Raw genomic sequence first — 24,321 nt, 5'->3', positions numbered from 1 at the left:
CATATAACCAAGAGAGATCTTGGATAATACGTTGAGCGCTTTGAATTACACAAGCCAATACTTTTTACGGTGCCGTAAACAGCCTAAACCCTGACCCCCAGCATGCCGCTGGTAATGATGATCGTGACTATGGCGCCCATGCCAATCAACAGCCAGGTCAACAGCGAACTGCGTGACTCGCTGACATTGTGATTACGCAATACACCTCGCAAACCACAACCCAGATGCCCAATCAGCAGGAACACCGCCAGCGAGTAATGCGGCAGCAGCCGAATGCTCCATGGATCCGCCAATAACCCTACGGGCTCGGCCACGGCCCAGGCGTAATCGGTGTCGGTGCCGAAGTAACGCGCCAGGGTAAACACCGAGTTGATATGGGACGCGATAAACAGCGAGAGATAGGCGCCGGAGGCGGTTTGTAACGCGTCCAGCAGGTCGGCACGCGTGACGGTCTTCGGGCGAATCAACACCAGCCCGCTGAGAATCTGAAAGAAAAACGTGACAATGATCACCGGCTCCAGCCAGCCATTGCGATACACCCGTCGCAGCACGTCCATCACCGACTTATGCACATCGGTACCCAGTACACCCAGGAGGTGGTTGAACAGGTGCGGCGCGAGAAACACCAACAGGATCGCCACCGAGGCGATGCCGTGGGCGACACGCAGCTTGATATAGGTCTTGTCCAAGGTCACCAAGCTGATGCTCGGGCCCGTTGACGACACCATCGCAAAAAAGCCCGCCAGCGCCAGCCACAGCCCGCTCCATACCGCGATGTCGTGGCCCTCGATTTTCATCAGGTACAGCAAGACGCCCATAAGCGTGTACGCAGGAGGCGCAGCCACCGCCAGGCACGACAAGCGTCGCGCCAGGACCAGGCGTGCGCTCATGACCGGTTGAACACCGGTGACATACACACAGGCAAACGCCAACAGCGGCACCGCATAGGCACTCAGGATCAGCGCCAGGACGACCGGGGTGCCGGCGCCTGCCACATGCGCCTGGTTACTCCACGCCAGCGCCCACGGATAATACAGCGCCGCGGCGAACGGCAGCAGCCACAGCCATTCCAGCCAGGGTTTGATAGCTTTGCTTAACATATTGATTTCCCGGTGATAAATATCACCCGGATAGTGCCCAGCCATCGCCACCCGCGACAATTAGGCACCCAGGCAAAAGCCTTTTACCCAATGGTCATGCCTGGAAGGCTTGCACCATGTAGTCGACGAACAGCTTGACTCGCAGCGGTATCTTGTCGCGCTGCCGATAGCAGATGTAATGCCCCCTGCCCCGCGCCTGCGCCGCATAACCCGGCAGCAAAACGATCAAACGCTGTTGCGCGATCCAGTGCTGCGCCTGATAGCCGGCCAGCTGTGCCACACCACCGCCGGCTACGGCCGCGAGCGCCACTAGCTCCGGGTCATTGAACAACTGGCTGTAAGGCAACGGCAGCCGTATGAACTGCCCGTCGACTTCAAACTCCCACACATGCGGCTTGCCCGACTGCGCCAGGCGAAAGGCGATAGTCTTGTGCGCCGCAAGGTCTTCCAGGGTCTGCGGGTAGCCGGCTGAGTGCAGGTACTCAGGCGCGGCGCAGGTGACGAAACTCATCGGCGCCAGTTGCCTGGCGATCACATCGGCGTCCTCCAGCCGCCCGTTGCGAATCGCGACATCCACGCGACCTTCGGCGAAATCCACATGGCGATCATTCAGATCAAATTCGAGGGTGATGTCCGGGTGGGACTTACAGAACCCAGGCAACAGCGGCGCAATGCACTTGCGCCCAAAACCCACGGTAGAGCTTACGCGCACTACGCCGGACGGCGACTGGGTAGCGTGTTTCAGCGCTTCGGTCGTGCGCAACAGATGCTCGACACTGGGCAGGCACTCTTGAAAAAACCGGCGCCCTTCCTGCGTGACCGCTACGCTGTGGGTCGTGCGTTCCAGCAGCTTAATCGCCAGTTGGGTTTCCAGGCGGGTAATGCTGCGACTCACCGAAGGCACTGAAATGCCCAGGTCGCGTGCTGCCTCGCTGAAGCTTTCGCTGGCCGCGACTTTCATGAAGGCGATGACGCCGGCGAAGTTTTTTCCGATGGACATCGGTGAGGTTTCCTTGAAGGGCGCACGCCAAAAGCATCGACAGTACCCAACCGCAAACCCAAGCGCCCTAGCCAATCCGACGGTTTTTCGGTAGGCCAAACTGCGGCTTTACAGCCCTTTTGATCTGGCACAAAATCCCTCCTTATCTAGAAAATATCGGGATCGCGCCATGCTTGAACACCCATCGATTAAGTTTGGCGCGGCCCCCGTGCAAGGTTTGGTCCGGGAGTATTTGCCCGGCTTGCGTGAACCTCACGTTCACCCGGAACACGCGCAAATCATGTACGCCATCAAAGGTTCGATGACGGTACTGACGGCCGTAGGCATCTGGGTTCTGCCACCGCAGCGGGCGCTCTGGATTCCGCCAGGTGTCAGCCACACCTTCAAGCATTCGCGTCAGGTGTCGATGCGTACCGTATATGTGCGTCAGGGCGCGGCCAGCATTCCACCGTGGGCCCGCTGCGCAGTGTTAAATGTCGGGACGCTGGTGCGCGAGCTGATCCTGGCCTGCGCGCAACTGCCAGGCGAGTACCCCGAGCACAGCCGCGAAAGCCGCCTGGGCACCGTGCTGCTGGACCACCTGGCATTGCTTGAGCAAGACGCCTTTTACCTGCCTGAACCCTCGGATAAACGCGCGGTGCGCGCCGCCAACCTGATCAAGCAAAACCCCAACGACACTCGGCCGCTCAAGGAAATCGCCTTCGAGGTAGGCGCCAGTGCACGCACCCTGGAGCGGCTGTTTGCTGCCCAGACCCGCATGGGCTTCGGCGCCTGGCGCCAACGCTTGCGGATGATGGTGGCCCTGGAAAACCTCGCGGCGGGGGAAAGCGTCAGCAGCACCGCCGCCGCGATTGGCTACGAAAGCTCCAGCAGCTTTATCGCCGTGTTCCGCTCGGTGTTCGGTTGCAGCCCGGCCAGGTATTTCGCCCAGCGTTGAGCCGGCCTACAGCAAAGGAATGCTGTAGCTGACCATCAACCGGGCTTCGTCTTTGTCAGCGCTGTCATTACCCCGCAGCACCGCACCACGCCACATGAACCCAAGCCCCTTGAAGGTGCCGGCAGGAATCACATAGTCAACCCGCACGTCCCGCTCCCACTCGGTATTGTCACGACCTGCCGTGCGGATGTGGCTGCCATGTATGTAGGTGACGCTGGTCTTCAGCCCCGCCACGCCCAGGTTCGCAAAATCATAGGCATAGCTGGCCACCGTGGCCTGTTCCCCGGCGTTGACGAACTTCAACGACTGGGAGTTGGTGATCAAATACACCGAGCGGCCCTGCCCCTGGTTGATATGGGGGAAGTCACTTTCGCCCGTGGTTTTCTGATACCCCAGGCTCACCGAATGGCCTTGCAGCGAATAAGTAAACAAGGCACTCCACAGGTTATTGTCGACCTTGCCATTGTTGACGCCCGGCCCGTAGTAACCCGAGCTGACGTAGCCCTCGGCACGCCCCGCCGCACTGGAGTTCTTACCGTCCGAGGTACTGTGGAAGTAGCGCAGGTCACTCTTGAACTGGCCCACCGGCAACCGCCAGTTGTGCACCAGGCCGAAGAAGTGTTGCTGGTAAAAGTTTTCAAGATTCGCGTAGTAATACTGCAACTGCATCTGCTTGCTTACGGCGTAATCCACACCACCGTAGTAAAACTGATTGCTGGACGTGCCCTTGACCGGATCGTTTGCGCCAGCGATGGACAAGCCCTGGCCGTTGCTGGAGTTACGGTCAAGCACCTGCTCGATTTTGCCGGCGACGAGGTTGAAGTCTTTCAGGTCCTTGGAGTCCACCTGGTAGCCACGAAAAGTCTGGGGCAACAACCGGCCGTCTTCATACATCAGTACCGGCACCCGGGGCATCAGCGTGCCCACTTTCAGTTGGGTCTGGGAGATGCGCACTTTGCCGGTGACCCCGGTCTTGCTGAAATCATTGGCAGCCTTGCCATCAGACAGCGGGAAGACGCTACCGGGTGTGTTGTCCTCCCCCACCTTGCCGGCACGCCCTGACGCATCCAGCCGTACGCCGTACAGCTCTTGCAGATCCAACCCCAGGCCCACCACCCCCTCGGTGAAACCGGACTGATAATTGAACATGAAGGCCTGGCCCCATTCCCGGTCCGAGGCCCCCTTGGCATTGCGCGTGTCCTGGTTGAGATAGAAGTTGCGCAGGTCCAGGGTCGCTTTACTGTCGTCGATAAAACCCGATGCAGCCGCCTGCTGTACAACGCCGAAAGAAACGGCCAGGGCCAGGTAAGTCTTGTGGTTCATGAAGGCTCCGAACAGTGAACACGACTGTCCCGTCGACCCAGTGATGGCAGCCGTTTTTATTGTGTGTTGCAGTGTTTTCATTCGACGGGAGGCGCGCACGATATAGGCCTGGCGGTTGTGAAAACAGCCGCCAAAACGGGCATTCACTTTTCCAGTTTTTGTAACAATGAGGACGACGCGCAGGCGTCTGGAACGGGCTTTCCTCGAGGGTCTTAAGTCAACTGCGAGTACAACGACTCACGCTGCAGTGCCGTCTCGCTCCGACAGCCAGCGGAGCTTTTCCAGCATGGGATCGAACATCGCGCGTACCGCCTCGACTGCCGCGTCTTCATCGCCAAAGATAATCGCCTGGACGACTTGCGCATGGGCTTCAAGCCCCGGCTCATACAACTCGTTGTCGGCAAAAATCGCCAGATACTGGCTGTGGAACGAAGAGCTGAATGCGCGGTACATCGACTGCAAGACCACGTTGTGGGAAGCCACGGCCACCGCACCGTGCAAGGCCTGGTCGCGGTCGACGAAATCGTCGAGTTGATCCCCGAGGTTATATTCGCCACGCCGCGCCAGGGCGTGCCACAACCGGCGGATATCCTCCAGGGTGCGACGGCGCGCAGCGAGTCGGGCGGTTTCGACTTCCAGCAGGTACTGGGCCTCCAGGTGGTCGCGGATCGCGCTACGTTGTTCACGAATGCCATCGATGATCGAGGCGACCCAGGCGTGATTGCAAAGACCGGCGTACATGGGCCACTCCTGAAAGATCATGCCCCTCGAGTATGGAGATTTATGCTCACCCAGACTCCTTCCGGCCCGCCAACTAGTCGCTCGATTGCGCCACTTTTTCTCCCGGCTGGTTGTAGTGGACCAGCGGCGATTGCGGGTCGAGCAGCGAGGTGCGGATGAAGTGCAGGTAGCTTTCCACCCGTCTCAGGGCTGAAGTCTCAAAGTTCCCGGCGAATGGCTCATCGGTCTGTTGCACGCACTCAATGGCGTGCTCGACAGCCTCCAGCGCGCGCTGCAAATAACCGGGCCCAGGCTTGACGAACAACCGCACCAGTGCGCGACCCGTTGCCCGGATGGCGAGGCGCCAGGGCATGCTCTCGGCGTAACAGGCCTGCGCCGGCAACCGGGCCTGCTCGCGGCGCAACTCGATGATCGCGTGCCCCACGTCCAGTACCACGAACGTCCAGCGCAGCAGGCGATGCTGCACCGATGCCCTGCCCGCCGCAAAGTTGTAGGCCTGGTTGAGCAGGTCGCGGGTGCCGCTTTCGAAACCGGAGCCCAGCGCCGGCAACGGCGCGCTGATGGCAACCACCACCTGGCGGCGCAGATCCTGTTCCAGCCGGCGCCACAGCCAAGGGCTGTTGGGTGGCAGGATAATCGCCCCCGCCGCGGCGCACACCAACATGCCAAACACCATGGCGAGATAGTCATTGATCAGCCCGTAGGGGTTGTACAGCGTCAGGTTGGCAGGCACTGAGCTGGTGCCGAAAAACACCAGCATGCCCAGGCCATAGCCGGCCAATTGCGGCCTCGCCAGCCAGAACGAACCCAGTACGATCACCGGCGCCATGACCACGCACAGCAACGGAAAACCGTCGATCATCGGGTACACGAAAAACACTTCGAAAATGCCAATCACCGCTGCCAGTAGCGTACCGCAGGCGATTTGAAACGACATGCGCCTGGGGTTGGCAGAGAACGCCGACAGGCCTACGGTCAGCGCCGACACCAGGGTCATGGCCGCGCCGCTGGGCCAACTGGTGGCAATCCACAACGTACTGAGCACCAGTAACACCACCGCGGCGCGCAACCCGGCCGCAAGGGTCGCCAGCCAGTTGGTCCGAGGTTGAAACGGTTCGTTCCATTGCTCTCGCACATGGTTGTGATCGGCGAGGGACGCATGCGTCTGGGCGTAGCTGTGCAGCTCGTCGACAAAGCGGTAGAGCAGTTCATACGCGGTGTGAAAGTCCAGCAGGTCATCGGCTACGGGAGCGGTATGTTGCAACGCCGCACGCAGGCGCCGGACCCGGTCTGGCAAGCCGGCTTTGTAGACTTTCAGTTCGGTGGACAGCACGGCCGCGTCACGGTCCGTCAATGGGTGCCCGGCGAAGGGTTTGAGCAGCTCGGCCAACGCGATCAACCCCGGATCGACGGCCTGGACCACCTCCACGCCACCGCGCAGGCGAACCCGTTCAAGCAGTTGATGCAGCGCGTTGAAACGCGTGGTGATCGCCATGAACTCGCTGTTGAGGCGGTTGATTCGCCCATTGCGCTGGCGCATGTAAGGGTCTTCGAACACGCTGACGCTGCGCATTACTTCCAGGCCAACGGCCTCGGCGATAAACCCCAGGTTGGCGCTCTCGAAGGCCGCCTGGTCACCGGTATCACGCAGGCGCTGCCGCACAAATCCGGCAAAGCGGCCAAAGCGTTGGTACAACGTGTTGCGCATCGCCACGCTGGAGGTTTTAGGCAATACGGTGGCGCTGATCAGCGTCGCGCAGACGATCCCCAAGGTGATCTCCAGCACTCGCCAGACGGCCGCCATGAATACCTGCTGCGGATGGCCCACCACGGGAAGCCCGACCATCACCGCCGTGTAGCCGGCGAGCACAAATCCATAGGCGCGGAAGTTGCGATTGCGCGCGGCACCACCGGAACACAACCCCACCCACAATGCCAGGCCCGCGAGAAACAGCTCGGTGCTCTGGGCAAACAGGGCCATCAACAGCACCATGAACGATGAGCCCACCAACGTGCCGATGAAGCGATAGATACTCTTGGCGAGGACGTGCCCGCTGTGGGGCTGCATCACGATAAACACAGTGGTGATCGCGGTGCTCGGTTGTGGCAGTTCCAGGCGCATCGCCAGCCACAGGGTCAGGTACGAGGCGATCAATACCTTGCCCAGGTAGATCCACATCACCCCATCGCTGCGGGCCCACTCCATGAAGCCCCGGCGCCAGGGCAGCGACACCAGCCAGCGGCCCGCTCTACCGGCGATATTGAAACGACGAACAGTGAGTCGAGGCACGCGACCTTCCGGCTGACGGGAAATGGGGCGGCGACTCTAGGGGCTTCCATGCGCCCCGGTAAGTCATCAGAAACGTGAATGACTGTTACGTAAAAATCCACAATAAATAGCGTTTACAGCCGTGGATGAGTTCATGCCACACTAAAAAACGTTCCACCTGGAGAGCATCGATGGACATCCTGCAGAACATGCGCATCTTCCGCTGCGTTGCCGAAGTCGGCAGTTTTACTGGCGCGGCAGTGCAGTTGAATAGCAACACCACCCATATTTCGCGCTCCATTTCCAACCTTGAAACCCACCTGCGAACCCGCCTGTTCAACCGCACCACACGCCGTACCGCACTGACCGAATCCGGCAAACGCTACCTGTTGCGTTGCGAGCAAATCCTGCGCTCCGTCGAGGAAGCGGAGCTGGAAGCCGGCGACGCCCACACACGCCCTACCGGCCAGTTGAAAGTGCACTCGATGACAGGCATCGGCCAGCACTACGTGGTGGACGCCATCGCACGCTACCGCAAGAACTACCCCGACGTGACGTTCAACCTGAGCATGAGCAACCGCACGCCGAACCTGGTCAACGAAGGGTTCGACGTGTCGATTGTGTTGGCCATTGACCTGCCCGATTCTAGCCACGTTTCACAGAAACTGGGCACGACCTACAGCATCGTCTGCGCCTCACCGTCCTACATAAAAAACCATGGTGCCGCGCAAACGCCGCAAGACCTGCTCAGCCACGCCTGCCTGCGGCTGGTCAGCCCGGTGATCCCGCTGGAAGACTGGACGTTCGACGGCCCCCGTGGCCAGGAGAGCGTCACCATCAGCAGCTCGCCGTTCCTGGTGGACTCGGTCGACGCCATGAAGACCGCCATCAGCAACGACATGGGCGTGGGCATCCTGCCGGTGCATGCGGCAATCAAGGGGCTGCGCAGCGGCACTCTGGTGCGAGTCCTGCCCGAGTACCGCCTGGAAGAACTGAGCCTGTACGCCATCTACCCTTCCCGGCACTACCTGGATGCAAAAATCAAAACCTGGGTGGAGTACCTGCGCAGTTCACTCCCGGAAGTGCTGGCCGACCATAAGGCTGTGCTGAAGATTCGCGACCGGGTCAGCTACGGCTGATCATCGCTGATAGTGCTGATTCAGCCATCCGAGTGCCCACCGGCGGGCACTGGCGTCGGCCTCCATGACGCCATACAGGTCCGTCACCGCCACCACCGGCTCCTTGTCCAGCACATGCCGGATGCACTCGGCGATCTGCATGAAGCCGATGCGTCCGTCCAGAAAGGCCTGCACCGCGACTTCATTGGCCGCATTGAGCGATGCCGGTGCCGTGCCGCCCACATCCGCCACCTCGCGCGCCAGGGCCAGGCAAGGAAAGCGCTTCTCGTCCGGTACTTCGAAATCCAGCCGGGCCACCTTGAACAAATCCAGTGGTTCAACCCCTGAATCGATCCGTTGCGGCCAGGCCAGGGCATGGCTGATGGGCGTGCGCATGTCCGGGTTCCCCAACTGCGCGAGCATTGAGCCGTCGACGTAATCCACCAGCGAATGGACGACGCTTTGCGGATGGATCACTACCTCGACCTGGGACGGCCTGGCGCCGAATAACCAACAGGCCTCGATCAGTTCGAGTCCCTTGTTCATCAGGGTTGCCGAGTCCACCGAAATCTTGCGGCCCATGGACCATTTCGGGTGAGCGCAGGCTTGGTCCGGCGTTACGTTGTGCAGTTGCGCCATCGGCGTTTGGCGAAACGGCCCGCCGGAGCCAGTCAACAGAATGCGCCGCACGCCCGCGTGGGCCAGGCCGTGTTGAGCATGGGACGGCAGGCACTGAAAGATTGCGTTGTGCTCGCTGTCCAGCGGTAGCAGCACCGCCCCACTGCTGCGCACCGCCTGCATGAACAACGCACCGGACATCACCAGTGCCTCTTTGTTGGCCAGGAGGATTTTCTTGCCGGCCTCGACGGCGGCCATCGTTGCATTCAAGCCCGCCGCACCGACGATAGCGGCCACCACCGTGTCCACATCCCGGTGACCGGCGACGAATTTCAGACCGCTTTCGCCGCCCACTACCTGAGTCTGAGAGCCCTCCTCCAACAGTTGCTTCTGCAGCGTCGCCACGGCTTGCGGCGTGGGCACCACGGCGTAGTCCGGACGGTGCAACAAGCATTGTTTTTTCAACAGCTCCAGTTGGGTGAACCCGCTGAGGGCGAAGACTTTATAGCGCTCGGGGTGACGCGCGATAACGTCCAATACGTTGACGCCCACCGAACCGGTAGCGCCCAGCACGCTGATGGCTTGCAAGCGTTGACGGGTGGCGATCACCTGGCGAATGACTTTTTTGCGCGGAATAAGCGACATGACGTAATGAGCCTGACGTAGAGAAAACAGCCGCCATTAACCAAGGAAAGTGCCAGCGCCGTCATCGCGATAACGCCAACAACTATCGCAAAAAAGCCAAGCCTTCGATCAGCTCGAAAACGGGCCTTGGTCATAACGACTACAGCACGTCATAAGGACTACATAACACTCGTGTCATATCGACTACAAAAAATATATCCAACTGATTTATAGGAACTTTTCATATGGCATGAATCCTGATCAGTGCTGCGCGCCCCTTTGGCAATCTATAAAGAGAACCCCATGAACAATGACTTCAACCACCGCCTTGCCGTAGTGACCGGTGCCAGTTCAGGTATCGGCCTGGCTGTCACCTGCAAGCTGCTTGAACAAGGTGCGCAAGTGGTCGCCATGTCGCGACAGATTGGCGAATTGGGCGCATTGGCGGAGCGTTTTGGCGAGCAGCTCTACTGGCTGGCGGGGGATGTCACCCAGGCTGCCGACCAGGCACGCCTGGCGCAGTTGACGGCGTCCATCGGACCGGTGGATTACCTCGTGCCCAATGCCGGGATCGCACAACTGGCCGATGGCCTGGACCTGGCCGCCTTTGACCGGCAATGGGCCGTCAATGGAGCCGCGGCTCTCAACACCCTCGGCAGCCTACGCGAGCAAATGGCCGCCCAGGCGTCGGTGGTATTTATCGGTACATTCCTGGAGCTGGCGACCTTCCCTGGGCTCGCCGCGTATATTGCTTCGAAGGCCGCCTTGCGGGCGCAAATGCGCACCCTGGCGGTGGAGCTGGCGCCCCATGGCATTCGTCTGAACATGGTATCGCCCGGCCCCACCGCCACGCCGATCTGGAGCACCTTGGGGCTCAGTGACGAAGCGTTGGGCGGCGTTGCCACCACAGTCAATCAGCGCCTGCTCAATGGGCAATTCCTAGAGCCGGGCGCTATTGCCGATGTGATCCTGTTCCAGTTGAGCCAGGGCGCACGCAGTGTGTTTGGCCAGGACTGGGTGGTCGACGGCGGCTACACCCTGCGTTGACCATGGCCCCGCAGGCCTAATGCGCAGCGCACAGGTCTGCGGGCAATGCCTTGGCGCCTCCGAACGCCAAGGCCTTCCACCCAATCACAAGCAATGACAGTGCGGCAAATATCAAGCCGCAGCCGATCACTCCGGTGGTGCCGAATGCATTGATAAACAGCCCGCCCACGGACGCCCCGATCACCACGCCGGCATTCGCCGAGGACACATACAGGCTGGTTGCGAACTCATGCGCCTCGGGCGCCGACGAGGTCAGCCAGACTTGCGTGACCACCAGCCCGCAGGTATGCGCAGCGCCCCACAGCAGCACAATCAAGCTCATCGACCACCACGACGGGCTGCCGAACGCGTACAAGACCACGTACGCCGCCGCCAGCACAATGGGGTACAGCACCACCGTCGCCACCATGCTTTTGCCCAATAACCGGCCCACCAACAGGTTGCCCGTGACACCGCCCACGCCGAAGATCACCAGCATGATGCTGATGGCCTGGCCATCCATGCCGGTCTGGGTCCTGAGGTACTCGGCGGCATAGCTGTAGACCGAAAACATCGTGGTGAACACCAGCACCGTCGCGATGATCGCCAGCCACACCGACAGGCTGCGCAGCACCGCCAGTTGCTTGCCGAAACTCAGCGGCATCGGGCGTTCATGATGGGGCAGTTTCAACAGCAGTCCGACACCTGCCAACCCCGTTGCCAAAGCGCAGAAGAAGAACGATGCCTCATAGGAAATACTCGCGCCCACCCATGTGGTCAGCGGCACCCCAAGCACCAGGCCCAAGGTGGTGCCCACCACGGCCAGGGCCGTGGCATGCGCCGCGCGGTCCTTGGGGTACAAGGACACCGCGGTGGAAAACGCAGCGGCAAAAAACACCGGGTGCAGCATCGCCGGAATTACCCGCAACGCCATCAAGGTTTCGAAGTTCGGCGCAAACGCCGACAGCACGCTGCACACGGAAAAACCAAAGAGCGCGCCCACCAGGATTTTCTTGCGCGCCAGGCGCGACGCCATCAGCACCAGGAAAGGCCCCAGCACCGCCACGATCAGCGCAAACAAGCCCATCAATAACCCGGCCTGAGACACGCTGATGCCGAAACGTTCGACGATCATCGGTAAAATACCGACCACACCAAACTCCAGGGTGTACAGGCCGAAAAGACCCAGAATGATGTAGATCACCGGCCGACCTCGATCACGATCTTGCCAAAGGCACCGCGCCCGAGATGAGCGAAGGCTTCGGGCACTTGCTCGAAGCCGTAGGTGTGATCGATTACCGGCTCGATGCCGTGGCGGTCGATCATGGCAATCAGATCTTCCAATGCGCGGCGCGGCCCCACGGAGATGCCGATGATGGAGGCCCGCTTGCCCAGCAAGGCCATGACCGGAGCATTCAATTGGTCACTCTCCAGCAGGCCGATCACCGAGATGCGCCCACCGTTGGCTACCGCGTGCAGGGAACGCGTGAGGTTGTCACCGCCGGCCATTTCCAGGATATGTTCGGCGCCACGCCCATCGGTCAGCGCTTGCACCGCCGTGTGCCATTCCGGTACCCGGCTGCGGTTGATGCCATGGGTGGCACCCAGCTCTATGGCACGCGCGATCTTTTCATCGCTGCTACTGGTGATGATAACGCGGGCACCATTGGCCGCAGCCAGTTGCACCGCAAACAGCGAGACGCCACCGGTGCCCTGCACCACCACGGTATGGCCGGCGTGCAGGTGGCCCAGTTCGAACAGCGCCATCCACGCCGTCAAGGCGGCCACTGGCAAGGTGCTGGCCTGCCCTGCGGTGAGGCTGAGGGGCGCATGCACGCACCATTCGGCAGGTGTTGCCACGTACTCGGCGAGCATGCCGGGGAGCGGGCCACCCTGAGGCGGCGCTTCACTCCAGGACAGCGGAGCGCCATCGACCCATCCGGCAAAAAACGTCGACAGCAGCTTGTCGCCCACCTTGAAACGCGTAACGCCCTCGCCCACGGCGACCACCGTGCCCGCCATGTCGGAGGCCGGCGTGAATGGGAATGTGAGGTCGGCACCCATGCTGTTTTCGACCACTTCACCGTCGCGGTAATTGAGCGAGACGGCCTCGACGCGCACCAATACCTCCCCGGCCTTCGCGATGGGGCGTGGCACGTCGGCAAGGCGCAGTGTGTGCAGTCCCAATGCAGGTGTTTCCCAGCGTTTCATGGTGTCGGTCATCTTGGTATTCCTCGTGAATGGGCAATGCCACAAGGATATGGGCCTGTCCTCACGGGATTAAGGGGGCGCCGGCTCCACTGTCTACGGAGCTTTTGTTCCGCAATCGGGATAAGGTAGCCAGGCCTCGCCTCAGCCAAACCGGAGCCTCGATGGACAGCCTCAACACCCTGAATGTTTTTGTGCAGGTCGCCGAAACCCGCAGCTTTGTCGCCGCCGGGCGCGTGCTGGGCGTAACGGCCTCGGCAGTCGGCAAGAGCGTGGTACGCCTGGAGGAACGCCTGGGTGTGCGCCTGTTCAACCGCAGCACCCGCAGCGTCACGCTGACTGCCGAGGGCGAGCTGTTTCTGGAGCGCAGCCGGCGCATCCTGATGGAGATCGACGAAGCCGAAGCCGAGCTTTCGCAAACCGTGTCGGCGCCTCGTGGCCGGCTCAAGGTCAGCCTGCCGCTGGTGGGCCATCCGTTCTTGCAGGTGCTCGCGCAATTCAAGAAAGCCTACCCCGAGGTGCAGCTGGACCTGAGCTTTACCGACCGCCGCGTGGACGTGGTGGAAGAAGGTTACGACGCCGTGCTGCGCAGCGGTGAAGCGCCCGACTCGCGCCTCACATCGCGCCTGATCGGCGGCTACCGGATGCTGCTGGTAGCATCACCGGCTTACCTCGCCGAGCGCGGCACGCCGCAACGGCCGGAAGACCTGGCTCAGCATGCATGCATCAAGTTCCGCTACCCCAACACCGGCAAAATGCAGCGCTGGCCCCTGCGCCAGGACGGGGTGGAAGCTGATTTCCCACTGTCCGCCGCGATGGTCTGCAACAACCTGGAAGCGCGCATCTGCTTTGCCGTGCAAGGTATCGGCATCGCCTACCTGGCGGATTTCGCCATTCGTGAATGGCTCGACAGCGGACAATTGGTGCCGGTGCTGGAGGCGTGTTCGGAAGCAGAGAACTTCCGGATCATGTGGCCTTCGGGCCGCCATCCAACGCCCAAGCTGCGGGTGTTTATCGACTACCTGCATGCGCACCTGTTTCCCGAGGATGGGCCTGCGAGCAAACGTGCAGACTGCCGGCCCACGTCTTGATCACAGCGCCTGATCAGCGTCGAACTGCTCCCGGGATCGCCTGAATCCGTCGGCATTTTCCACCACCCACGTCCACAACGGAATCATGTGCACCAGCAGCTGTTTGCCCAACTCCGATAGCTGGTATTCGACCTTGGGCGGCACCTCCTGGAAGTCATGGCGCAGCACCAGGCCATCGCGCTCCAGCTGGCGCAAGGTCCGCGTGAGCATGCGCTGGGTGACGCCCTCCATGCGTCGGCCGATCTCGGCGTGGCGCAGCCGGCCGTTCACGCCCAACAGGTGCACGATGCCCAACGACCAGCGGTTTCCCGCATGGGTCAGCACCTGCCGTTTGAGCCCGTCTTCATCGGCGCTAAGGGCTTCACAGGCGGCTTGTGAGCGCCTGATGATCTCGTCGTTATCCACCTTCTACTCCCGGTATCACTGGTGTGCCTTCTTATGCGCGGTCGGCAATTCTGCAAGCATGGCATGACTTTCACCTGAACCGAGACCCCTATGACTGCTTCGATCCTTGTACTGGGCGCCGGCGAACTGGGCCTGGCGGTACTGCGCCAACTGTCCCGCCTGGCTGCACCGCAAAATGTGTCTGTGACGGTGTTGCTGCGCCCCGCCACACTGAACTCCCCCGACCCGGCCAAACAGCAGGAAATCATCGAACTGCGCGCCTTGGGCATTGAGCTGCTGGCGGGTGACCTGGCCAATGGCTCCGAGGCCGAGCTGGCAACGGTGTTCGCCGACTATCACACCGTGATCAGTTGCATCGGCTTTGCCGCAGGCCCCGGCACTCAGCGCAAGCTGACCCGCGCGGTCATCGCAGGCGGCGTGAAACGTTATGTACCGTGGCAGTTCGGTGTGGACTACGACGTGATCGGCCGCGGTTCGGCCCAGGACCTCTGGGATGAACAGCTTGACGTGCGCGACTTGCTGCGCTCCCAGCAAGGCACGCAATGGGTGATTGTCTCCACCGGGATGTTCACCAGCTTCCTGTTTGAACCGTCCTTCGGCGTCGTCGACCTGGCGCAGAATACCGTGCATGCATTGGGAGATTGGGACACCGCTGTCACCGTCACCACGCCTGAGGACATCGGCCTGCTGACGGCACGCATCCTGTTCAGCACGCCGCCGATCACCAATCAGGTGGTGTACACCGCCGGCGACACCCTGACCTACGGCGAGCTGGCCGATACCGTGGATGCGCAACTGGGGCTCACCCTCAAACGCGAACGCTGGTCGGTGCGCTACCTGGAAGCGGAACTGGCCGCTGCACCCGAGGACAACCTGATGAAATACCGGGTGGCCTTCGCCCAAGGCAACGGCGTGGCCTGGGACCCTGCCATTACCTTCAATGGGCAACAACAGATCGCCGTGACCAGCGTTGCCCAATGGATTGAGCAGAACCTCAAGGCACCGGCAACCACCCGCTGAACTGCCCCTGGCTGTCCAACGTGCACCAGGCGAAATCCCAGGGCAGCGGCGGCAGTCTTTGCAGCGCCACGCCACTGCCCGGCTTCCAGTCCACCACCTGAAGCGGCGCGCCTTGCCAGGCCACAACCACGCCCCGGACCTGGCTGGTGTCATCGCTGACCCAACGGGCCGCGGCCGCTGTCATGAACGCTTCGATGGGCTCTTCATCGATCTGCGTGCGATACACCGAACCGAGCAACCAACGGCACACGTTTACATGGTAGGTCCAGTCAAGGGAGGGACGGTTGCGGTAAGCCCAGGTCATGAAGCTGCGAAACAGGTTCAAGCCCTCCGGCGGGTCGAGCTTGAGCAAACCGGGGCAGATGTCGAACAAGGTGTGCCAATACGGCAGCAACCGTGCATCCAGGTGGACGAAACAGCGGGCGTTACTCGGGTATTCGACAGACGGTAGCAACACGTCGCCGCGGGACGGACGGCGCGACGCCTTGCTGACCAGACGGGCAGCGCCGGAAGGCAGGATAGAGCTCATGGAACGCACTCACACTCGTGACGATAGAACGCCTCCTGGTATCAGGAAGCCCGGGGCACACGTCAGAATGCAGGGGAAGCGCGAGGGTTGGCCGAGGGCCAGGAATACCGTGGAGGGGCCTTGTTGCGCCGCTCATGGGCCGGGCGCGGCTTTTGCCCCAGGCCCAACAGCCAGGCCAGGCAAAACAGGAAGACGATGCCCAGGGTCACGGCGGAGCACACCGGGCAGGCGAAGAAGTTCGACCAGCTGCTGGCCGTCGGATTGCCCAGGCCGGCATCCGAGGCCGGCGCCTTGGTGCCCAGGCTTGAGCAGAACTGACCGCCCAGGCCATTGAGCTCAAGCCCCATCATCTGCCCATGGCCCAAACCGCAGACGAACACATTGAACAGGACGCAAAAATACAGGGTCCAGGCAATGAGTGAGCGGTCCGGGCGGGAGAGTTTCATGGCGGCGACTTTACCATTCCCCCTGTAGGAACTGTCGAGCTTTAGCGAGGCTGCGATGCAGACGCCACGGTCTTGCAGGAATACCGAGGCGATCCCTTCGCAGCCTCGCTCAAGCTCGACAGCTCCCACATTTGGTCTTGCTCGGCAGGGCCTGTGACAGAACGTCGCAGATTACGCCCAGAGGCCCGGGTTGTTAGAATGCCACGCTCTCCTCGCCTGATTTAACGCTTCGTGGTACCCAGGCGCTTCACAGGATGCACAGTTGATGAGTACGTTATTCACCCGCCGCAAAGTCCTCTCCGGCATGGGATTGCTGGGCCTGGGCCTGCTGGCCGGCTGTGACAACAGCCCGAAACTGAACTTCAAGTACGGCAAGGATCTGAGCGACAAGATCATGGGCCGCACCTTCAAGCTCAAGAACACTGACGGCGAGACCGTCACCTTGAGTTCCTTCCGCGGCTTGATGCCGGTGGTGTTCTTCGGCTTCACCCAGTGCCCGGCCGTGTGCCCGACCACACTGGCGCGCATGGCCCAGGCGAAAAAACTGATGGGCCGCGACGGCAAGATCATGCAGGTGGTGTTTATCACCCTGGATCCGGAACGCGACACGCCCAAGATACTCGACGCCTACGTCAAGGCCTTCGACCCCAGCTTCCAGGCGCTGTACGGCACCCCGGAAGAAATCGCCGTGGCCGCCAAGGAATTCGGAATCTTTTATGAAAAGATCCCCGCCGGCGACAGCTACACCCTCTCCCACACCGCCACCAGCTTTGTGTTCGACACCCGGGGCACCCTGCGCCTGGGCTTGTCTGCCTCGCTTAACGCCAAAGAGTGCGCAGAAGACCTGCTCACCGTCATGGAGGTCTGCTAATGACTGCCGTTCAACACCTCAAGCGCTTCGCCCTCGGTCTCTCCCTGCTGGGCCTCGCCGCCCACGCCAGCGCACAGGCAGTGGTCACCGACGCCTGGGTACGCGCCTCGGTACCGGGCCAGCCGTCCAGCGGCGCGTTCATGACCGTCACCGCCGACAGCGACAGCAAACTGCTCAGCGTGGCGTCGCCGGTCGCCAAGACCGTGCAGATCCATGAGATGACCATGAAGGACGACGTGATGCGCATGGGCCCGGTGGACTCGGTGCCATTGCCCGCCGGCAAGGCCGTCAAGCTCGACCCAGATGGCTATCACGTGATGCTGATCGACCTCACCGCCCAGATCAAGGAAGGCGACCAGGTGCCGCTGACCGTCACCGTGGAAAATGCCAAGGGTGAAAAGCAGTCGATCGAAGTGAAGGCCCAAGCCCGTGCGTTGAATGCGACGGAAACCATGGATCACAGCAAGATGCACTAAAGCGCAGATCAAAATGTGGGAGCGGGCTTGTGTGGGAGCGGGCTTGCTCGCGAATGCGGTGTGACAGTCACCGGATGTATTGACTGATCCACCGCTTTCGCGAGCAAGCCCGCTCCCACATTGGCCCTTCAGTGCCTGAAAAATCGGGCGTCCGCTTCATACTTTTTTCGTCTCGCATCAACACTTTCTATATATTTTCAATCTGCAATACAACTCGTTAGCCTGCGCAAGCCGGACGCGTCTCCCTGTCGCCGTCCGGCCAGATAATTCTAAAAATAAGCAGCAGACAACGGGAATAACAATGAACAAATCCCCCATTACCCTGGGCTTGACTTCGGCCACCCTCGGTTTGACCCTCGCCTTCCCAACCTTTGCCGAAGCTGACTTTTTCAAAGACAGCAAGGCCGACCTCGAATTTCGCAACTTCTACTTCAACAGCGATTACCGCCAGCCCAACGCGAGCCAGTCCAAACGCGATGAGTGGGCCCAAGGGCTGATCCTCAATTACCAGTCGGGTTACACCGAAGGCCTAGTGGGCTTTGGCCTCGATGCCATTGGCCTGCAGGGTTTGAAACTGGACTCAAGCCCCGACCGCCAAAACACCGGCCTGCTTCCCGTGGGCGAGGATGGCGCACCGGACAGCTACAGTCGAATGGGCGCCACCGCCAAGGCGCGGATCTCCAAAAGCGTGCTCAAATTCGGCACGCTGATCCCCAAGCTGCCGACCGTACTGCCCAACGATGGCCGGCTGCTGCCCCAGACCTTTCGCGGCACTCAATTGACCAGCCAGGACATCGCCGGCCTGACCTTCGATGCCGGGCGCCTGACCAGCAACACCCTGCGTAACGACAGCGGCCATGCAGACATCGAAGTCGACGGCAAAGGCATCAAGGGCGCCGTGCCCAGCGATAAATTCGACTTCGCCAGTGCCAGCTACGCCTGGACCAAAACCCTCGTCACCGGCTACCACTACGCCAACCTCGAGAACAACTACAAGCAACACATCTTCAACCTGGTCCATACCCTGCCACTGGGTGACGCGCAGTCGTTCAAGACCGACCTGCGTTACGCCGACTCCAGCAAGGAAGGCAACAGCAACATCGACAACCAGGCCTTCGGTGCCAAGTTCACCTACAGCCTCCACGGCCACTCGTTCGGCGCCGCCTACCAGCGCATGAAAGGCACCACCGGCTTCCCCCACCTGGACGGTACCGACTCCTACCTCGTCAACTACGTGATGATCTCGCCGGACTTCGCCAACCCCGAGGAAAAGTCCTGGCAGGCCCGCTACGACTATGACTTCGCCGCCCTCGGCATCCCCGGCCTGACCTTCATGACCCGCTACCTCAAGGGTGACAACTTCGTGCGTACCCGAACCCTGGAAGGCACCGAGTGGGAGCGCAACACCGATATCGGCTACGTGTTCCAGAGCGGTGCCCTGAAGAACCTTGAAGTGAAATGGCGCAATGGCACGTATCGCAGCAATGGCAGCGGCAGCGATATCGACCAGAACCGCTTTATCGTCAGCTACACCCTGCCCTTGCTGTGATTTTTCCCGGAGCGTTGCACATGAATAGCAGAAAAAGCCTGATCCACCTGGCCGTCGCCTTTGCCCTGTTCAGCAGTTACGGCGCCTACGCCGCCGACACCGGCGCGTTGCCCTGCAAAACCACCGAAGAATGCGCCGCCCAGGCGGCCAAAGTCGGCGCCACGCCGGGCTCCTCGCAAAGCGCCCACAAGGCCAAGGGCGACCCGACCCAAACCCAGTTCGCCTGGTTGAACCGCATCAACAAAGCCTCGATCGTGATGCTCACCGAAGAAGGCATCGTCAAGCCGGACATGGGCCACAAGATCGCCGGCGGCGTGCGCTTTGCCATCGACCAGGCCGACCAGCCCGATGGCAAGCGCCCGGAAGACGTGCTGCAACTGGAAAAAATCATGACCGACAAGATCGGTCCGGAAGCGTCGCTGATCCACTCCGGCCGCAGCCGCCAGGACATGCTCGCCACCTACCGCCTGGCCAAACTGCGCTCCCAGGTGCTGGCCTACAGCGAGGCACTGAACGCCACCCGCCAACGTATCCTGAACATCGCCGACAAGAACATCGACACCCTGGTGCCCGCCTACACCAACGGCGTGCAGGCCATGCCCATCAGCTATGCGCACTACCTGCTGGCGTTCGAAGCCGCATTTGATCGCGACGGCCAACGCATCCGTGAACTCTACACCCGCCTCAACCTGAGCCCGATGGGCACCGCGGTACTGGCGAACTCCGCTTACCCGCTGAACCGCGAACGCCTGGCCGAGTTGCTGGGGTTCGACGGCGTGCGGGAAAACTCCCTGGATTCGAGCCAGGTGTCGACCTACGACATCCCGATCGAGGCGGCGAACCTCGCGGCGTCTTCGGCGATCCGCATCGGCGCGATGATTGGCGATATCCATACCCAGTACCATCAGATCCGCCCCTGGTTGCTGCTGGACGAAGAGTCCACCTACACCAGCAGTGCGATGCCGCAAAAACGCAACCCGGGGTTGTTGATGCGCACTCGGGAATCGGCCTCGGACGTGGTGGGCCTGGCGCAAACCGTGACCTTGCGCGCGCATAACGTCACCACCGGCATGACCGACTACAAGTTTGCGTTCGATTCATTGGGGCTGTTCCAGTCCACCGATGACATGTTCAAAAGCATGGATGCCGTGCTGGATGCGCTGCAGATCAACCCGCAGCGAGCGCTGGATGAGCTGGAGTCGGAATGGACCACGTCCATGGAGTTGGCCGACACCCTGGAGCGTCAGTTCAAGGTGCCGTTCCGCATTGGCCACAGCTTCGCCTCGTTGATCGTCACCGAGGCGCGCAGCAATGGCACCACGCCGAAGACCTTCGCGTATGCGGACGCGCAGAAGCTGTACACCCAGGCCGCGGACAAATACAAATGGACGCCGAATACGTTGCCGCTGGATGAGGCCGGTTTCCGGGCTGCACTGTCGCCGACCACGATGGTCAAGACTCGCAAGGGTACGGGTGGGCCGCAGCCGGAAGAGGTCAAGCGGATGCTGGTGGAAGCGCGCAAGAATCTCGACGCGGACCAGAGTTGGTTGAAGGAGCGTCGTGAGAAGTTGAAAGGTGCTGAAGGCAACCTGGACAAGGCCTTCGACAAGTTGCTCAACGCCAAGGGCTGAAATGCGATCTGAATGTGGGAGCGGGCTTGCTCGCGAAGGCGGTGTATCAGTTAGCAGATTTATTGGCTGACCCACCGCATTCGCGAGCAAGCCCGCTCCCACATTTGGTTGGATTGCCAGGTACAGAGTCTCTTCAGCGCTGAAAATGCAGCGGCAGCCCCTGGCAACTGTCGTGCACGCGCCCGTCGTGCCAGGCCAGGTGGCCGGACACAAGCGTGGTGCTGACGCTGTGCCGGAAACTGCGCCCGGCAAACGGCGTCCAGCCGCAGCGGGCCAGGATCGGCTGGCTGCTGACGGGCTTGCCGTGAGGCTCGGGTTGGATCAGCACCAGGTCGGCCCAATAGCCTTCGCGCAGGTAGCCACGGTCGGGGATCGCAAACAGGTCCGCGACCCGATGGCTGGTTTTCGCCACCAGCGTGGTCAGCGGCAGCAGGCCGTCGGCGACCAATTCCAGCAGCGCCGGCAGGGCGTGTTGCACCAGCGGCAAGCCTGACGGCGCTTCGCGATAGGGCAGCTGTTTTTGCGCCCAGGTGTGCGGCGCATGGTCACTGCCAATTACATCCAGACGATCACTCAACAATGCCAGGCGCAAGGCGTTGCGGTCGGCGCGTGTCTTGATCGCCGGGTTGCATTTGATCTGGTGGCCGAGGCGGGCGTAGTCGCGGTCATCGAACAAGAGGTGATGCAGGCAGACTTCCGCCGTGATGTGTTTTTGCGCCAGGGGTTTGTCTTCGAACAGCACCAACTCCCGTGCGCTGGTGATGTGCAGCACATGCAGGCGCGTGCCGTGCCGCTTGGCCAGTTCCACCGCCAGGGACGAGGAGCGATAGCAGGCCTCGGCATCGCGGATCAGCGGGTGCGCCACGGCAGGAATGTGCTCACCGAAACGCTCGCGCATCCTTTGCTCGCGGGCCAGGATGCTGGGGGTGTGCTCGCAGTGGGCCAGGAGAATGGTCGGCACCTCGGCGAACAGACGCTCGAGGATCTTCGGATCATCCACCAGCATATTGCCGGTAGACGCACCCATGAACACTTTGACCCCGGCGACTTCCCGCGGGTCCAGCGCGGCGACGGTGTCGAGGTTGTCGTTGCTCACTCCGAAGTGAAAGCCATAGTTGGCCACCGAATGCAGCGCCGCGCGGCGCTTCTTGTCGGCCAGGGCATCCAGGTTCAGGGTCGCCGGGTTGGTGTTGGGCATGTCCATGAAACTGGTGATTCCACCCGCCACCGCCGCGCGGGACTCACTGTAGAAGCTGCCTTTGTCCGGCGCGCCGGGCTCTCGGAAGTGCACCTGGTCGTCGATCATTCCCGGCAGCAGCCACTGGCCTTGGGCGTCGATTTCCACGGTGGCGTTGGCATTGTCGATGCTGCCGGCGATCTTCTCGATACGGCCATTGGCGACCAGCAGGTCAGCCTCGAATTCCTCGCCTTCGTTCACCAGGCGGGCGTTGCGGATCAGCAGGCGGCTCATGGTCAGAACTCGTTTTGCAGGGCTTTGTAACCCAGTACCAGGTCGACGTTGGTGCGTGCCACGTCTTCGGAAAACTCCGAAGCGCTGACACTCACCGGCGGGAACTGGGACAGGTCGGTGTTGGGGCCGATGCGGGTGGTGGAGGGCACGTAGAACGCGTCGGGCAAATCGCGGCCGTCGACTACAGAGTTGTGCCGCACCACGCAGCCATCGCCGACGACGCAGTTGAACAGCACGCTGTTGAAGCCGATGAACACCCGGTCACCAACGGTGCAGGGCCCGTGGACGATGGAGCGGTGGGCGATGGAGGTGAACTCGCCGATGGTTACGGCGGCGCCGGATTTGGAGTGGATCACCACGCCGTCCTGGATATTCGAATTGGCCCCAATGGTGATCGGGTCCATGTCACCGTTGGCGTCGACTTCGTCGGCGCGGATCACCGCGTAAGGGCCGACAAATACGTTTTCGCCGATGATCACCTTGCCGCAGATGATTGCGGTTTTGTCGACGTAGGCCGATTCGGCAATCACGGGCAGATCGCCGGAAGGGTTCTTGCGGATCATGGGTCAGGTTCCTTGAGAGGCGCGGTGATGATGTTTACGTGGCGGCCGTCGATGGCGTTGTAGAAACAGGTGGGCCGGCCGGTGTGGCAGGCCGGGCCTTGCTGGTCGACGATCAGCAATACCGCGTCGCCGTCGCAATCCAGACGGGCCTCCACCAGCAGTTGCCGGTGGCCGGAGGTTTCGCCCTTGCGCCACAGTTGCTGGCGCGAACGGGACCAGTAGCAGACGTGCCTGGTGGCCAGGGTTTCGTCGAGGGCCTGGCGGTTCATCCAGGCCAGCATCAACACTTCGCCGCTGCCGTGTTGCTGAGCGATGGCGGCGATCAGTCCATCGCTGTTCCACGGCAGGGCGTCGAGCACGCTATCGAGTGGAAAGCGGCTGCCGATGGCAGCCTCTTCCAGGTCAAGCATGCTCAGGCTCATGGCTTGCTCAGGGCCGCGCACAGGGTGTTGAGGTTGTATTCGAACAGGCCGGTAAAGGTGCTGGCCGGACCTTCTGCGGCCAGGGCGTCCGAATACAGCGTGCCGCCGATCTGCGCGCCGCTTTCGTCAGCGATCTGCTGGAGCAGACGCGAGTCCTTGATGTTTTCCATGAACACGGCCTTGACCTTGTCCTTGCGGATCTGGGTGATCAGCGTGGCGACTTCGGCGGCCGACGGTTCACGTTCGGTGGACAGGCCTTGAGGCGACAGGAACTCGATACCGTAGGCCTGGCCCAGGTAGCCGAAGGCGTCATGAGAGGTGACGATGCGACGGTTACCCGGTGGCAGCGCGCCAAACTTGGCCTTGGCTTCAGCCAGCAGGCGGTAGATTTCTTTCAGGTACACCTGGCTGTTGTGCTCGTAGTCGGCCTTGTTGACCGGGTCGGCAGCGATCAGCGCCTTGGTGATGTTGTTCACGTAGATAACGGTGTTGGCCAGGTTGTGCCAGGCGTGCGGGTCGGGGATGGTTTCGCCGTCCTCTTCCATGGTGTGGGAGAGCACGCCTTTGCTCGCAGTGACCACAGTGGCCTTGGTCTCGGTGCTGGTGACCAGGCGATCCAGCCACGGCTCGAAGCCCAAGCCGTTCTTGATGATCACCTTGGCCTTGAGCAGGGCCTTGGCATCGTCCGGTGTTGGTTCGTAGGTGTGGGCGTCGGCGTCGGGGCCGACCATGTTGCTGATCTGGATATGATCGCCACCGACCTGGTGGGCCATGTCGTCAAGAATACTGAAGCTGGTAACCACCTGAAGCTTGTCGGCAGCCTGGGCCGTCGCGAACGACAGCGGCAGCAACACACTGAACAGCACGAGTAGAGCGCGCATCG

24 protein-coding genes are annotated in these 24,321 nt (G+C 61.4%); 9 read left to right on the top strand and 15 right to left on the bottom strand.

Annotated features, from left to right (window positions below; genetic code table 11):
* Positions 1–83: 83 nt before the first annotated feature.
* On the bottom strand, positions 84–1,100 hold the full coding sequence (locus HX869_RS05465; protein ID WP_177122354.1) for a hypothetical protein: 1,017 nt from the start codon (positions 1,098–1,100) through the stop codon (positions 84–86).
* 94 nt (positions 1,101–1,194) lie between these two features.
* Positions 1,195–2,100: a LysR family transcriptional regulator gene (locus tag HX869_RS05460; RefSeq protein WP_003207388.1), complete on the bottom strand. Its 906-nt coding sequence runs from the start codon at positions 2,098–2,100 to the stop codon at positions 1,195–1,197.
* A 208-nt stretch (positions 2,101–2,308) separates the two neighbouring features.
* Between HX869_RS05460 and HX869_RS05455 the strand changes: the two genes are divergently transcribed.
* Positions 2,309–3,037: a helix-turn-helix domain-containing protein gene (locus HX869_RS05455; protein ID WP_178902839.1), complete on the top strand. Its 729-nt coding sequence runs from the start codon at positions 2,309–2,311 to the stop codon at positions 3,035–3,037.
* A gap of 6 nt (positions 3,038–3,043) precedes the next feature.
* Here the strand turns inward: HX869_RS05455 and HX869_RS05450 are convergent, their stop codons facing one another.
* The 3 genes from HX869_RS05450 to HX869_RS05440 all read right to left on the bottom strand — a co-directional run bounded on the left by HX869_RS05450 (position 3,044) and on the right by HX869_RS05440 (position 7,307).
* A complete protein-coding gene (locus HX869_RS05450) occupies positions 3,044–4,360 on the bottom strand; it encodes an OprD family outer membrane porin (protein ID WP_177008592.1) in 1,317 nt (438 codons plus the stop codon).
* 237 nt (positions 4,361–4,597) lie between these two features.
* Positions 4,598–5,101 carry a FadR/GntR family transcriptional regulator gene (locus HX869_RS05445; protein WP_003207381.1) on the bottom strand — a complete coding sequence of 168 codons (504 nt, stop codon included), beginning with the start codon at positions 5,099–5,101 and terminating at the stop codon, positions 4,598–4,600.
* Between the two features lie 73 nt (positions 5,102–5,174).
* Positions 5,175–7,307: an FUSC family protein gene (locus tag HX869_RS05440; protein ID WP_178902846.1), complete on the bottom strand. Its 2,133-nt coding sequence runs from the start codon at positions 7,305–7,307 to the stop codon at positions 5,175–5,177.
* Positions 7,308–7,561: 254 nt separating this feature from the next.
* Between HX869_RS05440 and HX869_RS05435 the strand changes: the two genes are divergently transcribed.
* A complete protein-coding gene (locus tag HX869_RS05435; RefSeq protein WP_003207376.1) occupies positions 7,562–8,509 on the top strand; it encodes a LysR family transcriptional regulator in 948 nt (315 codons plus the stop codon).
* On the opposite strand, the gene ispC is transcribed toward HX869_RS05435, so the two are convergent.
* A complete protein-coding gene (ispC, locus tag HX869_RS05430) occupies positions 8,510–9,751 on the bottom strand; it encodes a 1-deoxy-D-xylulose-5-phosphate reductoisomerase (RefSeq protein ID WP_087692420.1) in 1,242 nt (413 codons plus the stop codon).
* Between the two features lie 282 nt (positions 9,752–10,033).
* Here ispC and HX869_RS05425 point away from each other — a divergent pair, with 282 nt between their 5' ends.
* Positions 10,034–10,777, top strand: a complete 744-nt coding sequence (locus tag HX869_RS05425; RefSeq protein WP_003207372.1) for an SDR family NAD(P)-dependent oxidoreductase — start codon at positions 10,034–10,036, stop codon at positions 10,775–10,777.
* Between the two features lie 16 nt (positions 10,778–10,793).
* Here the strand turns inward: HX869_RS05425 and HX869_RS05420 are convergent, their stop codons facing one another.
* Together HX869_RS05420 and HX869_RS05415 are read right to left on the bottom strand one after the other, a co-directional pair.
* Positions 10,794–11,960, bottom strand: a complete 1,167-nt coding sequence (locus HX869_RS05420; RefSeq protein ID WP_003207370.1) for an MFS transporter — start codon at positions 11,958–11,960, stop codon at positions 10,794–10,796.
* A complete protein-coding gene (locus HX869_RS05415; protein ID WP_003207368.1) occupies positions 11,957–12,979 on the bottom strand; it encodes an NAD(P)-dependent alcohol dehydrogenase in 1,023 nt (340 codons plus the stop codon). Before HX869_RS05415 ends, HX869_RS05420 begins: the two co-directional genes overlap by 4 nt.
* A gap of 149 nt (positions 12,980–13,128) precedes the next feature.
* Between HX869_RS05415 and HX869_RS05410 the strand changes: the two genes are divergently transcribed.
* Positions 13,129–14,055, top strand: coding sequence for a LysR family transcriptional regulator (locus tag HX869_RS05410; RefSeq protein WP_178902838.1), 927 nt, complete (start codon positions 13,129–13,131; stop codon positions 14,053–14,055).
* Here HX869_RS05410 and HX869_RS05405 read toward each other — a convergent pair whose 3' ends face one another.
* Positions 14,056–14,460 carry a helix-turn-helix domain-containing protein gene (locus tag HX869_RS05405; RefSeq protein WP_003207365.1) on the bottom strand — a complete coding sequence of 135 codons (405 nt, stop codon included), beginning with the start codon at positions 14,458–14,460 and terminating at the stop codon, positions 14,056–14,058.
* Positions 14,461–14,550: 90 nt separating this feature from the next.
* On the opposite strand from HX869_RS05405, the gene HX869_RS05400 reads away from it, so the two are divergent.
* A complete protein-coding gene (locus tag HX869_RS05400; protein WP_177028169.1) occupies positions 14,551–15,480 on the top strand; it encodes an aromatic alcohol reductase in 930 nt (309 codons plus the stop codon).
* Here the strand turns inward: HX869_RS05400 and HX869_RS05395 are convergent.
* Together HX869_RS05395 and HX869_RS05390 are read right to left on the bottom strand one after the other, a co-directional pair.
* Positions 15,455–16,009, bottom strand: coding sequence for a putative natural product biosynthesis protein (locus HX869_RS05395; RefSeq protein ID WP_003207361.1), 555 nt, complete (start codon positions 16,007–16,009; stop codon positions 15,455–15,457). The genes HX869_RS05400 and HX869_RS05395 overlap by 26 nt on opposite strands.
* Positions 16,010–16,071: 62 nt before the next feature.
* Positions 16,072–16,455 carry a DUF2946 domain-containing protein gene (locus HX869_RS05390; RefSeq protein WP_003207359.1) on the bottom strand — a complete coding sequence of 128 codons (384 nt, stop codon included), beginning with the start codon at positions 16,453–16,455 and terminating at the stop codon, positions 16,072–16,074.
* 265 nt (positions 16,456–16,720) lie between these two features.
* On the opposite strand from HX869_RS05390, the gene HX869_RS05385 reads away from it, so the two are divergent.
* The 4 genes from HX869_RS05385 to HX869_RS05370 all read left to right on the top strand — a co-directional run bounded on the left by HX869_RS05385 (position 16,721) and on the right by HX869_RS05370 (position 20,982).
* Positions 16,721–17,326 (top strand): SCO family protein, encoded by a 606-nt coding sequence (locus HX869_RS05385; protein WP_003207358.1) that lies wholly within the window; start codon positions 16,721–16,723, stop codon positions 17,324–17,326.
* Positions 17,326–17,802, top strand: a complete 477-nt coding sequence (locus tag HX869_RS05380) for a copper chaperone PCu(A)C (protein ID WP_003207356.1) — start codon at positions 17,326–17,328, stop codon at positions 17,800–17,802. Before HX869_RS05385 ends, HX869_RS05380 begins: the two co-directional genes overlap by 1 nt.
* A 301-nt stretch (positions 17,803–18,103) precedes the next feature.
* Positions 18,104–19,351: an OprD family porin gene (locus HX869_RS05375; RefSeq protein ID WP_177008597.1), complete on the top strand. Its 1,248-nt coding sequence runs from the start codon at positions 18,104–18,106 to the stop codon at positions 19,349–19,351.
* A 20-nt stretch (positions 19,352–19,371) separates the two neighbouring features.
* Positions 19,372–20,982: an argininosuccinate lyase gene (locus HX869_RS05370; protein WP_003207353.1), complete on the top strand. Its 1,611-nt coding sequence runs from the start codon at positions 19,372–19,374 to the stop codon at positions 20,980–20,982.
* A gap of 133 nt (positions 20,983–21,115) precedes the next feature.
* Here HX869_RS05370 and HX869_RS05365 read toward each other — a convergent pair whose 3' ends face one another.
* The 4 genes from HX869_RS05365 to HX869_RS05350 are packed head-to-tail and all read right to left on the bottom strand — an operon-like array spanning position 21,116 to position 24,319.
* Positions 21,116–22,453, bottom strand: coding sequence for a dihydroorotase (locus HX869_RS05365; protein WP_178902837.1), 1,338 nt, complete (start codon positions 22,451–22,453; stop codon positions 21,116–21,118).
* Between the two features lie 2 nt (positions 22,454–22,455).
* Positions 22,456–23,016, bottom strand: coding sequence for a DapH/DapD/GlmU-related protein (locus HX869_RS05360; protein ID WP_087694587.1), 561 nt, complete (start codon positions 23,014–23,016; stop codon positions 22,456–22,458).
* Positions 23,013–23,438, bottom strand: coding sequence for a phosphoribosyl-AMP cyclohydrolase (gene hisI, locus HX869_RS05355; RefSeq protein ID WP_178902836.1), 426 nt, complete (start codon positions 23,436–23,438; stop codon positions 23,013–23,015). The genes HX869_RS05360 and hisI overlap by 4 nt, the downstream gene beginning before the upstream one ends.
* A complete protein-coding gene (locus HX869_RS05350; RefSeq protein WP_178902835.1) occupies positions 23,435–24,319 on the bottom strand; it encodes a metal ABC transporter substrate-binding protein in 885 nt (294 codons plus the stop codon). Before HX869_RS05350 ends, hisI begins: the two co-directional genes overlap by 4 nt.
* Positions 24,320–24,321 lie beyond the last annotated feature (2 nt).

Origin of the sequence: Pseudomonas sp. P7779, assembly GCF_013386315.1 — a bacterium.
GTDB lineage: Bacteria > Pseudomonadota > Gammaproteobacteria > Pseudomonadales > Pseudomonadaceae > Aquipseudomonas.
Note: the sequence above shows the minus strand (reverse complement) of the source record. Positions and strands in the feature narration are given on the sequence as shown.